The organism is Phenylobacterium sp., from assembly GCF_036821595.1.
Lineage (GTDB): Bacteria > Pseudomonadota > Alphaproteobacteria > Caulobacterales > Caulobacteraceae > Phenylobacterium.
Window position 1 is genome coordinate 1 of record NZ_DAISJG010000017.1, and the last position, 11,656, is coordinate 11,656.

At 71.4% G+C, this 11,656-nt stretch carries 11 protein-coding genes and 1 pseudogene; 7 read left to right on the plus strand and 5 right to left on the minus strand.

Annotation, left to right across the window (positions count from 1 at the left end):
* The 4 genes and pseudogenes from V7Z97_RS10305 to V7Z97_RS10320 all read left to right on the plus strand — a co-directional run.
* Positions 1-290, plus strand: a pseudogene (locus V7Z97_RS10305) (hypothetical protein); the annotation flags it as partial.
* 47 nt (positions 291-337) lie between these two features.
* Positions 338-2,422: a PQQ-dependent dehydrogenase, methanol/ethanol family gene (locus tag V7Z97_RS10310; protein ID WP_334163316.1), complete on the plus strand. Its 2,085-nt coding sequence runs from the start codon at positions 338-340 to the stop codon at positions 2,420-2,422.
* A gap of 109 nt (positions 2,423-2,531) precedes the next feature.
* Positions 2,532-2,729, plus strand: coding sequence for a hypothetical protein (locus tag V7Z97_RS10315; RefSeq protein ID WP_334163318.1), 198 nt, complete (start codon positions 2,532-2,534; stop codon positions 2,727-2,729).
* Between the two features lie 149 nt (positions 2,730-2,878).
* Positions 2,879-4,168: a L,D-transpeptidase family protein gene (locus V7Z97_RS10320; protein ID WP_334163321.1), complete on the plus strand. Its 1,290-nt coding sequence runs from the start codon at positions 2,879-2,881 to the stop codon at positions 4,166-4,168.
* A 131-nt stretch (positions 4,169-4,299) separates the two neighbouring features.
* Here the strand turns inward: V7Z97_RS10320 and V7Z97_RS10325 are convergent, their stop codons facing one another.
* The 3 genes from V7Z97_RS10325 to V7Z97_RS10335 all read right to left on the minus strand — a co-directional run bounded on the left by V7Z97_RS10325 (position 4,300) and on the right by V7Z97_RS10335 (position 7,225).
* Positions 4,300-5,352, minus strand: a complete 1,053-nt coding sequence (locus V7Z97_RS10325; protein WP_334163324.1) for an SO2930 family diheme c-type cytochrome — start codon at positions 5,350-5,352, stop codon at positions 4,300-4,302.
* Positions 5,349-6,554, minus strand: coding sequence for a parallel beta-helix domain-containing protein (locus tag V7Z97_RS10330; RefSeq protein ID WP_334163326.1), 1,206 nt, complete (start codon positions 6,552-6,554; stop codon positions 5,349-5,351). The genes V7Z97_RS10325 and V7Z97_RS10330 overlap by 4 nt, the downstream gene beginning before the upstream one ends.
* A gap of 68 nt (positions 6,555-6,622) precedes the next feature.
* A complete protein-coding gene (locus V7Z97_RS10335; protein WP_334163328.1) occupies positions 6,623-7,225 on the minus strand; it encodes an alpha-ketoglutarate-dependent dioxygenase AlkB in 603 nt (200 codons plus the stop codon).
* 99 nt (positions 7,226-7,324) lie between these two features.
* On the opposite strand from V7Z97_RS10335, the gene V7Z97_RS10340 reads away from it, so the two are divergent.
* Positions 7,325-8,383: an AraC family transcriptional regulator gene (locus V7Z97_RS10340; RefSeq protein WP_334163330.1), complete on the plus strand. Its 1,059-nt coding sequence runs from the start codon at positions 7,325-7,327 to the stop codon at positions 8,381-8,383.
* Between the two features lie 80 nt (positions 8,384-8,463).
* Positions 8,464-9,180, plus strand: coding sequence for a CPBP family intramembrane glutamic endopeptidase, BDIM_20840 family (locus V7Z97_RS10345; RefSeq protein ID WP_334163332.1), 717 nt, complete (start codon positions 8,464-8,466; stop codon positions 9,178-9,180).
* 7 nt (positions 9,181-9,187) lie between these two features.
* Here the strand turns inward: V7Z97_RS10345 and V7Z97_RS10350 are convergent, their stop codons facing one another.
* Both V7Z97_RS10350 and V7Z97_RS10355 read right to left on the minus strand, forming a co-directional pair.
* A complete protein-coding gene (locus V7Z97_RS10350; protein ID WP_334163333.1) occupies positions 9,188-9,967 on the minus strand; it encodes an alpha/beta fold hydrolase in 780 nt (259 codons plus the stop codon).
* An 11-nt stretch (positions 9,968-9,978) separates the two neighbouring features.
* The gene (locus tag V7Z97_RS10355; RefSeq protein ID WP_334163335.1) at positions 9,979-11,241 is read right to left on the minus strand and encodes an LLM class flavin-dependent oxidoreductase; all 1,263 of its coding nucleotides are present in this window, start codon (positions 11,239-11,241) and stop codon (positions 9,979-9,981) included.
* 205 nt (positions 11,242-11,446) lie between these two features.
* On the opposite strand from V7Z97_RS10355, the gene V7Z97_RS10360 reads away from it, so the two are divergent.
* Positions 11,447-11,647, plus strand: coding sequence for a DUF2061 domain-containing protein (locus tag V7Z97_RS10360; protein ID WP_334163337.1), 201 nt, complete (start codon positions 11,447-11,449; stop codon positions 11,645-11,647).
* Positions 11,648-11,656 lie beyond the last annotated feature (9 nt).

Sequence of the window (11,656 nt, forward strand, 5' to 3'; positions counted from 1 at the left end):
CCACGGACCCGGCCGCACCCGCGCGGGTCCTGCGCGGCTCTGTGGAGAGCGCCCCCGTGCGGACGGCTGCCGTTCCCAGGCGCGCGCCCCGTCCGGCCGCCGGGCCCCAGCCGACGGAGGCCGAGGCGCCCGAGCCTGCGCCGCCGGCGGTGACGCCGGCCCCGCTGGTGGTCCCGCCGCCGCTGGTCGTCGCTCCCCAGCCCGCGCCCACGCCGGCCCCCACCCCGGCGACGCCGCCGCCGACCGATCCCGAGGCGCCGATCTCCACCCGTTCGCCCTACGGCGAGTAGCCGCCTCCCGATTCCTCTGCGAAGCTCCGCCGCAAAAGTGCGGGGGAATGCGTATGGAACGGGTGGTGCGGCTGGCCGCGGCGCTGTGCGTGGGGCTGGCGCTGGCGGCGTGCGGGAAAGGCGTCGACGGCGCGGCGATCGAGAGGGCCGATCCGGGTGAATGGCTGACCTACGGCCGCACCTACGACGAGCAGCGCTTCTCCCCCCTGACGCAGGTCGACCGGACGAGCGTCCGCCGCCTCGGCGTCGCCTGGTGGGCGGAATTCGACACCGACCGCGGCCAGGAGGCGACGCCGCTGGTCCACGACGGCGTGCTCTACACCACCACCGCCTGGTCCAAGGTCCACGCTTTCGACGCCAGGACCGGGGCGCGGCTGTGGAGCTACGACCCCAGGGTCCCCGGCGAGGCGGGCTTCAACGCCTGCTGCGACGTGGTCAACCGCGGCGCGGCGCTCTGGAAGGGCCGGCTCTACGTCGGGACCCTGGACGGGCGGCTGATCGCCCTGGATGCGAAGACCGGCAAGCCCGCCTGGACGGTGCAGACCACCGACGCCTCGAAGCCCTACACCATCACCGGCGCGCCCCGGGTGGTGAAGGGCAAGGTGCTGATCGGCAACGGCGGCGCCGAATACGGCGTGCGGGGCTACGTCTCGGCCTATGACGCAGCCACGGGGAAGCTCGCCTGGCGCTTCTACACCACGCCCAACCCGACGGGCGCGGCGGACGGGGCGGCCTCCGACGGGGTGCTGAAGGCGAAGGCCGGCGCCACCTGGAATGACGGGGCCTGGAAGCAGAGCGGCGGCGGCGGCACGGTCTGGGACGCCATCACCTACGACCCCGGGACCGGCCTGGTCTTCGTGGGCGTCGGCAACGGCAATCCCTGGAACCACAAGCTCCGCTCGGGCGGCAGGGGCGACAATCTCTTCCTGTCGTCCATCGTCGCCCTGAAACCCGAGACCGGCGAATACGTCTGGCACTACCAGACCACGCCCGGCGACAGCTGGGACTACACCGCCACCCAGCACATCATGCTGGCCGACCTGCCGGTGGGCGGGACCTCGCGCCGCGTGGTCATGCAGGCGCCGAAGAACGGCTTCTTCTATGTCCTCGACGCCGCCACGGGGAGGCTGCTCTCCGCCGACAAATACGTGCCCGTGGACTGGGCCGAGCGCGTGGACCTCGCGACCGGGCGGCCCGTGGAGGCGCCCTCCGCCCGCTATGCGAACGGCGCCGTGAGCCGCCAGATGTCGGGCGCGCTCGGCGGCCACAACTGGCAGCCGATGGCGTTCAGCCCGAAGACCGGCCTCGTCTACATCCCCGCCCAGCTCGGCCGCGGAAACTACGCCGATCCGCAGCACTTCCGGTTCGCGCCGGGCCTCTGGAACACCGGCATGCGCCGCTACCCCGACGGGCCCTCGGCGAAGCTGGTCCGTCCGGGTGCCCGCGAGCCCGCCCGCGGCGAGCTGATCGCCTGGGACCCCGTCGCCCGCCGCGCGAGGTGGAAGGTCCCCTTCGAGCGGTCGTGGACGAGCGGGGTGCTGGCCACCGACGGCGGCCTCGTCTTCCACGCCGTCGGCCCCCGCTTCACCGCCCATGACGCCGCCACCGGCCAGGCGCTCTGGACCCACGACGCCGGCGCCAATGTCATCGCGCCGGCCATGACCTACGCGATCGACGGGGAACAGCACCTGGCCCTGATGGTCGGGGCCGGCGGCGCGGGCGGCGGCGACCAGGCGCGGCGCAAGGGCCGGCTGCTGGTCTTCCGCCTGGGCGGGACGGCGAAGCCGCCCCCCTATCCCGAGGACGTGCTTCCGGCCGCGCTGGACCTGTCGCTTGCCACGCGGTCCGCCGGCGACGCCGACCGGGGCGGGGTGGTCTACGACCAGTACTGCGCCGCCTGCCACAAGGCCGGACCCTACCTGCCGAACCTCGCGCGCTCGCCGGCCATCCTGGAGCCGGAGGGGTTCCGGGCCATCGTGCTCGACGGCGCCCTGAAGGCCAACGGCATGGCCGGCTTCCGCCGCCACTTCGACGAGGGCGCCGCGGAGGATCTGCGGGCCTACCTGCTCTGGCGGGCGGGACTCGAGACTCAGGCCGCCGCCCGCGCGGAGGCGCCCGCCCACGCCCAGTAGCCCGCCCCGATCACCTCTGCGCGACCTTCGCCTCATTTCGCAGAACGGCGGAACCAAGCCGCGCCGTGAAAAATTACACGGCGTCGCTTCACGACATGAGGAGAACAAGATGCGCTTCATCGTTTGCGCGGTCGCCGCCGCGGGCCTCCTGAGCGCCTGCGCCAGCAACAACGACGAGATGGCCGCCGACACGGGTTCCTACGCGCCGGTCGCCGAGACGGCTCCGGCCCCCGCCCCGGCGCCGATGCCCGAACCGGCTCCTGCGCCGGCTCCGGCCCCCGCGCCGAGCACCGGCGAGCGGGGCTGACCATAGCCCCCTCGACCAGCGCGTCCGGTCGCCGACCGGGCGCGCTTCTCGCCGCTACCATCCTGACGGCGCTCGGCCTGGCCGCCGCAGCGGCCCCGGCGCAGGCCCAGCTCCCGGACCCCTGGTCGGGCTCGGCAATCGCCGACACGGTGCTGCGCGCCGAGGTCCGCTACCGCCTGCTGGCCCCAGCCGCCGATGACGGCGATCTCGCCGCCTTCTACGCCGCACGCGGCCACGCGCCGGTCTGGATCGACGGCGGGCTGAAGCCGCAGGCGCAGGCCCTGCTCGATCGCGTCCGTGACGCCGAAGCCGACGGCCTCGACGCCGGCCGCTACCGGCCCGACGACCTGGCCGCCGCGCTCGCCGCCGCCGCGACCGGCGATCCCGCCCGCCTGGCCGAGGCCGAACTGATGCTGTCCCGCACGCTGGCGGACTTCGTCCTCGACCTGCGTCAGGGCCGAGGCGACGCCGGTCAGGCCTTCGTGGATCCGCAGGTCGGCTCGCCGCCGCTCACCGTCCGCGCCGTCCTCGACCAGGCCGCGCAGGGCGACGAGCCCGACCTCGCGGCCGTCACCCGCATGAACCCGATCTACGACGGCTTCCGCCGTGCGTTGGCCGCCTACCGCGCCCGGGCGGAAGCTGGCGAGGCCGATCTCGGCGAGGAGAGCCTGATCCTCGCCAACCTGGAGCGGGCCCGCGCCCTGCCCGCCGAATTCGGCGACCGGTTCATCCTGGTGGACACCGCCGCGCGCCAGCTCTGGCTCTACGAGGACGGCGAGCTGCGCACCGCCATGCGCGTCGCCGTCGGCAAGCCCGACCAGCCGACCCCCCTGATGACCGGCCTGATCCGCCACGCCATCTTCAACCCCTACTGGAACATTCCGGCGGACCTCGTGCGCACCACCGTCGCCCGCAACGTCCTCGACCAGGGCCTGGGCTACCTCCAGACGGAGGGCATGGTGGTGTTCGCCGGCTACGAGGACGACTCGCCCGAGCTCGATCCCGCGACGCTCGACTGGGAAGCCATCTACCGGGGCGACCTGGAGGTCCGGGTGCGCCAGCGGCCTGGCCCGCGCAACATGATGGGCAAGGTCAAGCTGATGCTGCCGAATCCGCTCGGCATCTACCTGCACGACACGCCCAACAAGGCGGTGTTCGGTGAGGAGGCCCGCTACGTCAGCTCCGGCTGCGTGCGCCTCGAGGACGCCGTCGCGCTCGCCGCCCAACTCCTCGGCGACACCGCCCTCGAAAAGGCCGCCGGCGAGGAGATCGAGCAGCAGGTGAACCTGGAAAAACCCGTCCCCGTCTACATCACCTACTTCACAGCCATGCCGAGCGGTGGCGGCCTGGCGCTGCGCGAGGACATCTACGGCCGTGACGCGCCGCTGCTGGCCCAGCTCCAGGGCGGCGGCCCCGCGCTCGCCCAGGCCGGTCGCTGAACTTCACCCCACCGAATCTTGGACTTCCCGCCCGTTCGCCCGCACCCTGCGGGGACGGTCCTTGCCATCGTCAACCCACGCCTCGCCCCCTATGCGAAGCGATGCTGCCACCAACCCCAACAGGGTGCGGTTCAGGGCTTCAGGCTGGCCACGTACTGCCGGATGAGCGCCACGCCCTCTTCGTGGACGAGGCTGCGGCCGAGCTCGGGCATCATCACCCCCGGCTCCGACGAGGCCATGCGGTGCACCAGGATCGACTTCTCCGGGTGGCCGGGCTCGATGGAGACCTCCAGGCCGCCGGAGCCGCGGCCCGCCGCCACCGGCCGCTTGCCGACGCCGAGGTTGGCCGCGCGGGTCTCCTCCAGCTGCAGGAACAGGCCCGAGTTCGACGCGATCCCCGCCGGGTTGTGGCAGTGGGCGCAGTTGGCGTCGAGGTAGGCCCGGGCCCGCGCCGCCAGCGGCTCGGCGGGATCGTCCCAGACCGCCGTCCGCGGGGCCGCGGCCGAATGCGGCGCGCCCGCCAGGATGCCCAGCCGCGTCCAGCGGGCGAGCTGGTTCTCCCGGCTGTCGGCATAGGCGAAGTCGCCGTTGAGGTTGCGCGCCCGGGGGCCGATCGGGGCGATCGCCTTGTCGACCTGGTGGCACTCCTTGCACTGGTTCTGGTTCGGCACGGCATAGTCGATGTCGCGCCGCTTGCCCGTCGCATCCACCACGCTCACCGGCAGCCGGGCGCCCGCCCGCTTCAGCACCGCCTGCGTCTGCGCAGCGTTCCAGACATAGGCGTAGGCCGCCCAGCCGTCGGCCTTGTGGATCAGGAGCCGGGTCTCGACGAGCCGCACGTCGTCGGCCGGCCGGCGCAGGTCGGCCGGATAGGCGAAGGTCTTCACCAGGGTCGTGCCGACGGGAAAGTCCAGCGCGCCCTCGGCGGCGTACCGGGCGGCCTTGCCTTCGGGCACGAAGACATAGCGGGCCTTCTCGGCGTAGTCGCTGAACAGCGGTGTGTTCAGCCCGTAGGGGATCACCCGCGGACTGGGCTGGCGCCCACCTGAGTCCACGAACAGGCCGTAGACGTCGAGCGTCGGGGCCGGAGTCTCCGCCAGCAGGGCCGTCATGCTTACCCCGCTCGGCGCGGGCGCGGCGCCCAGGCTCAGAAGCGCCGCGAGGCTGGCGAGCAGTCGCTTCAAAGCCCGGCCTGCTCCGCCGGCAGCACCACCGCCCTGGGCTCGGTGATGGCCGCATCGCCGGCCGTCGGCGTCACGGTCGGATCGGCGCTCATCAGCTGGCCGGGACCGGCGAGCCTGAGGTTCAGCACCGGCCCGTCCTCGATCCGCACGCGCACCGCGTCAGTATTCTGCGGGTGCGCCGTGACGCCGTCCCACAGCACCGGCGGGATGGTTCCGCCCACCGCCTTGGCCAGGATCTCGGCGCCGGCGAACTTGGGATCGTAGCCGTTCCGACCCATCCGGTTGCCGCGCACCACCACGTCCCGCGGCAGCGGGTTGTAGGTCTTGTCGTCGAACGTCTGGGTGTAGCTCACCAGCATCACGGCCGCCGACTGGTTGCCGTCGATCTCGTTGTCGAACACGTGGACGTTCCTGTTGGCCATCACCATCACCCCGGTGCCCACCGGCACGCTGGCCACGATGTTGCCCTTTGGCGCGAAGTTCGGCGTGTCGTTCTGGACGATCCGGTTGCGGTAGATCCGGTGCGAGTGGCCGCCCATCTGCGGCAGGTTGGGCAGGTCGAACACCAGGATGCCGCCGGTGTTGCGGGTCGCCACGTTGTCGAAGACGTCGGCGTTGTACGAGTTCTCGATCTCGATCCCGGCGACGTTGAACTCGGCGCGGCTATTCTTCACCACGATGTTCTTCGACTGGCCGACGTAGATCCCGGCGTCGGAGGCGCCCTTCACCACCGCCCTGTCGATCAGCACATTGGTCGAGGAGACTGGGTAGACCCCGTAGGCGCCGTTGGTCTCCTTCGGCCCGCCGGTCCATTCCACCCGGACGTTGACGAAGCTGATGCGGTCCGAGCCCTTGGCCTTCAGGCCGTCGCCGCGGGTGTCCTCGACGCCGAGGTCGCGGACCGTGACGCGGTCGGAGGTGACCAAAAGCCCCTCCCCCGCCCCCTTCTGGCCCTTGAAGGAGAGCACCGTGGCCTCGGGCCCGGCGCCCTTCACCGTGACGTTGTCCACGTCGAGCGACAGGCCGTCGGAGAGCTCGTAGCGGCCGGCGGCGATCTCCACCACGTCGCCGGACTTGGCGTCCAGCAGCGCGGTCTGGATCTTCTCCTGGGCGTCGCCGCCGGGCGTCACCATGAGCGTCTTCGCCTGGGCCGTGCCGGCGGCCACGAGCGCCGTGGCCGCAAAGAGCGCGTGCCGGATCATGCGTTGTTCCTCCCCGTATTGCGGGCAAGGTGAACGCTGTTCAGCCGCGGCGCAACCTCAGGCCGGCGTCAGGCCCGGGGCGCCCGATCCGTGCGGAAACTCCTGAAGGTGATCGAGTAGCGGTGCTCGGCCACCGGCGGGATGGAGTGCTCCCACTGCTCCCGGGCCTCGCCCGAGATCAGGTAGACTGAGCGCGGCGCAAGCGTCAGCGACCGGCGCTCGAAGCCAGAGCCGATGCGCCGCCGCAGGCGGAAGACGCAGGGCGCGAGCACGGAGATACCCACCACCTTCTCGAACTGCGGCCGGTCGCGATGCCAGCCGATCGGCGCGCCGGGCAGGTACTCGTTGATCAGCAGCTGCTGCAGGCCGCCGGGCGAGACGCCGGCGAAGGCTTCCGCACGTTCGCGCGCCGCCTGCAGCCACGCCGGGATCGGCTCGGCCGATTCCAGCCGCGCGGAGTTGAAGTCGTAGCGGTAGCCGAACGACACCACCCGTCGCCGCGCCTCGTAGCCGCGGAACTGGAAGGGCTCGAACGGCAGCTTCGCCAGTTCGGCGGCGATCGCCTGCTCCTCCTCGGCCGACAGGAAGTCGGGCCGATAGTCGAAGCCCTCCGGGAGGTCGGGCTCGGGAGCCCCGAAGAGGTCGGCTTGTAGAGGCGTCGAGGGCGGCATCGCACGCCCATATGGGAAGTCTAGCCCAGTCCTCCAGCATGCCAGGCCAGGCGAAGTGGTCGGCTTGTGCGCGACGCCAGGCCATCGGTAGATGGGCCGATGCCGCTGGACCAGTTCGACGTGATCATCAGGGTCGCCGGCGCGACCCTCCTGCTCCTGGCGGCGGCGACCTCGCACGGCCGGATGGGGCGGGCCCGCGCCTTCTTCGTCCCGTTCGCCGTCTGCCTCTGCGGCTTCCTGGCCGGAAACACCCCGGACCCGAGCCTGCAGCTCGGCGGACCGTTGGGGTCCCTGGCGGTGATCCTGGCGGGATACGCCGCCGTCTTCCTGTGGTGGTTCTGCCTGGCGGTGTTCGACGCCAGCTTCCGCCCGCGCGGCCTGGTGCTGGCGATCGGGGTGGCCTGGATCGTCATCGCCAGCGCCGACCGCGGCCTGTTCGGCGAGCGGCTGGCGCAGGCCGGGCTCTCCTGGGTCCTGGTCGTACTGGGCCTCGTCATGGTGGGGCATCTGGGCTGGCGCCTTCTCGGGGATCGCGAGGGAGACCTCGTCTATGGGCGCAGGCGGGTGCGGCGGGCCGTTGTCGCGGCGCTCGGCGGCCAGCTCGCGGCCGACATCGCCGTGGACCTCGTGCTCGGCATGGACTGGCAGCCGCAGGCGTTCGCGATCGCGCAGAACGGCGCCCTGCTCGCCTTCACCGTCTGGCTCCTCAGCCTGGCGCCGCGGCGCCATCCGGTGGCCGAGGCCGCGCCGGCGGAAGCTGAGCCGGACGCCGACCCGGCCCTGGTCCGGCTCCGGCGGCTCATGGAGGTGGAGCGCGTCCATCTCGATCCGGAGCTCACCTTCGGGGAGTTCGTGAAGGCCGTGGGCGGGTCCGAGAAGGTCGTGCGGCGGCTGATCAACCAGCGGCTGGGCTACGACCACTTCCGGACCTTCCTGAACAGCTACCGGGTCGCCGAGGCCCGCCGGATGCTGGCCGACCCGGCCCGGCGGGGCGACAAGCTGATCGCCGTCGCCCTCGACAGCGGCTTCGCCTCCCTGCCCTCGTTCAACCGGGTGTTCCGGGAGATCGAGGGCCGGACGCCCAGCGCGTTCCGGGCCGCGGCGCTCGCGGACGCCGCGCCGGGGGAGACCGGGAAGCACGCCACGGCCGTGTTCTGAGGCGCCTTGGGCCGGCTTTTGAGACGCCGGCTTCCGCAGAGCGCCCTAATGCCTCCCCCATCAATAGCGGAGGCGAGACCTTGAACGGAATCATTGGCATGGCGGGCGTCCTGGCGATCCTGCTCGCCGCGGGCGGACTGGTCGCGCTCGTCCAGCGGGGCGGCGTATCCGCCCGCTGGCTGGGCGCGGCCGCAGGTCTGGTCCTGCTGAACGACCTGCTGCTCACCCGTCTCTACGGCCTGCTGCCCGACCTCACGCCCGGCGCGGACTGGAACTGGCAGGGCAAGCTGCTGGCGCTGGCCGGCACCCTGGCCGTAGCGTCCCTCCCCGCCTTCGGCTGGCGCGCCTCGGGGCTGGCCTTGCCCCAGGCTGATGACGGCTGGCGGCCGGTGCTGCTCGTCTCGGGGGCCTACGTCGCGGTCTTCCTGGCGCTCGCCCTGGCCTTCCCGAACGCGCCCGCCTCGGCCGAGACCGTGGCCTTCCAACTGACCCTCCCCGGCCTCGAGGAGGAGCCGTTCTATCGCGGCGTGCTGCTGATCGCGCTCATGCGCGCCTTCCCCGGGCGCAGGCGTATCCTGGGCGTGGACTGGAGCTGGGGCGCGGTGGTCTCCTGCGGCCTGTTCGGCCTGGCGCACGCCTTCGGCTATTCGAACGGCGCCTTCCAGTTCGACCCGCTGACCATGCTGCTGACGGCAGGGCCCTCGTTCATCGCCGTGTGGCTCGCCCTGCGGACGCGCAGCGTGCTGCTGCCCGTCCTCCTGCACAACTTCGGCAACGCCATCGGCCTTGTGATCTAGGACGCGATCAGCCCAGGCGGCCGATCGCCGCCGCTACCGCCTCGGTCTGCTCCAGGATCACCATGTGGCCGGCCTCCGGGATGGAGACCAGCTCCGCCCCGGCGACGCCCTTCTTGAAGGCGTGGGCGTAGACCGGCGGGATCAGGCGGTCGCTGTCGCCCCAGACGATCACCGTCTTGGCCCGGATCCGGTAGAGGCGGTCCTTCAGCCCCCGCTCGGGGATGGGGAACAGGATCCGCCCGGCCATGCCGAGCTGGCGGGCGTTGGTCACCAGGTACTGCTGCAGGAAGCCCGGATCCTCCACGTTGCGCCCGGCAGTCAGCAGGGCCGCGCCGGCCGCCGCGTCGTGGAACAGCAGGGCCGGCATCTCGTAAGGCAGGGTGGCGAACAGGTCGGCGATCGGGTGGTCGTCGTCCCATAGGCCGGCCGGGGCGATCAGCGCCAGGCGCGAGACGTCGTGCGGCTGCACCGCCGCCATCTCGGCGGCGATCATCCCGCCCATGGAGTGGCCCACCAGGATCGGATCGCGGACGCCCAGCGCGTCGAGCACGTCCCAGGTGTGCAGGGTGAAGTCCAGCATGTCGCGGATGGCCGGCGCCTCCTCGCTGTCGCCGTAGCCGGGGACCAGCGGGGCGATCACCCGGTGGTCGCGGGCCAGCGCCTTCAGCAGCGGGTCCTCCGGCGTCACGCCGCCGGCGCCATGCAGGAACACGAGCTCCGGCCCCGCGCCGCCTTCGATGTAGCGGACCGGAACGTGGTGGGTCTGGACGGTCTTCAGCTCGAGCATGTCCGCCTCCGTCACTCGGCCGGGATCGGCGCGCGCGCCGGCGCGGCGGGCAGGGAACCTGGCGCGACCCGCTTCTGGAGCGGCTTGCACCAGAAGCGGTCGTCGTCGGCATAATCGGGGAAGATGTTGCGCAGCTTGGGCATCACCTTCTCGGCGAACAGCCGGGTCGAGTACATGCACTTGTCGGCGGGCATGTTCCCGACGTGCATCAGACAGAAGATGTTGCCGACCCGCAGCCCCTTGATCAGGTCCTCCATCCGCTGGCGCACGGTCTCGGGGCTGCCGGCGATCACGTGGCCCTGTTCGGTGAGCTCCTTCCAGGTCAGCGTCGCGTAGCCGCCCTTCGGCGGGGCGTACTGCGACAGCGCCCCCGACTGGATGGTCTTGATGGTGCGGTAGCCCGGCGCGTCCGCGAACCCCGGATAGACGTGCAGACAGCGGTTGTAGAAGTAGCTGACGTGCTCGGAGTAGAGCCGCTCGGCTTCCTCGTCGGTCTCGGCCACGCAGATCGTCTGGGCGAAGCCGGCCCGATAGGGGCTCTTGTCCGGCGCGCCCCGCTCCTCGACCCGTCGCCAGTAGCCGTCCATCAGCGCCTGGGCCCGCAGGTAACCCGAGAAGCTGAGGTAGGAGTAGGAGTAGGTGTTGTCGATGCAGAAGTCGTAGGTCTCCACCGAGCCGCCGCCAGGGATGTGCACCGGCGGGTGCGGCTGCTGGATGGGGCGCGGCCAGATGTTGACGTGCCGGAGCTTGTTGTAGCGGCCGTTGAAGGCGAACGGATCGCGGGTCGTCCAGGCCTTGATGATCAGGTCGTGGGCCTCGGCGTACTTCTCCCGCGTCAGGCTGGGAATCTGGCCGTAGCAGTAGTTGGTGTCCATTGACGTACCGACCGGGAAGCCGGCCACCAACCGCCCGCCGGAGATGCAGTCCAGCATGGCGAACTCCTCCGCGACCCGGACCGGCGGATTGTAGAGCGCGATGGAGTTGCCCAGCACGACCAGGGCCGCGTCGCTCGTCCGGCGCGCCAGGCCTGCGGCGATGATGTTGGGGCTGGGCATGATGCCGTAGCCGTTCTGGTGGTGCTCGTTGACCCCGATGCCGTCGAACCCCAGCGTCCCGGCGTACTCCAGGAGGTCCATGTAGGTGTTGTAGACCTCGTGGCTCCTGGCCGGGTCGAAGAGCCTCTGGTCGATGTCCACCCAGACCGAGCGGTGCTTTTCCCGGAAGTCGTCCGGAAGATGCGGCCACGGCATCAGGTTGAACCAGGTGAACTTCATGGCGTCGTCCTCCCGCGGCCGCCTCTGGTGGGCGGTCCGACTGAACGACGATAACCGGCTGGCGCCCGGCGCCAAGCGCCGACTGACCCCCCAGGGAACGCAACCTGCGACCGACCGTTTCCCGACCCCAAGAAATTTCCAATTGATCTTGGAATTTTGATCGGCGGGGATTATGTTGAGAACCGTTCGCAACAGGAGCGTCGCCATGCGCACCGCCAAGAAGACCGTCAGCTACTCGATCATGCACCTGGTGGTGGCGATCACCGTGGCCTACGCGCTCACCCGCGACTGGCGGGCCGCGCTCGCCATCGGGCTCATCGAGCCCATCTTCCAGACCCTGGCCTTCGCCGTGCACGAGCGCGTGTGGGAGCGGATTGGCCGGCGCGAACGCGCCGCGGCCGCCTAACGAATAGGA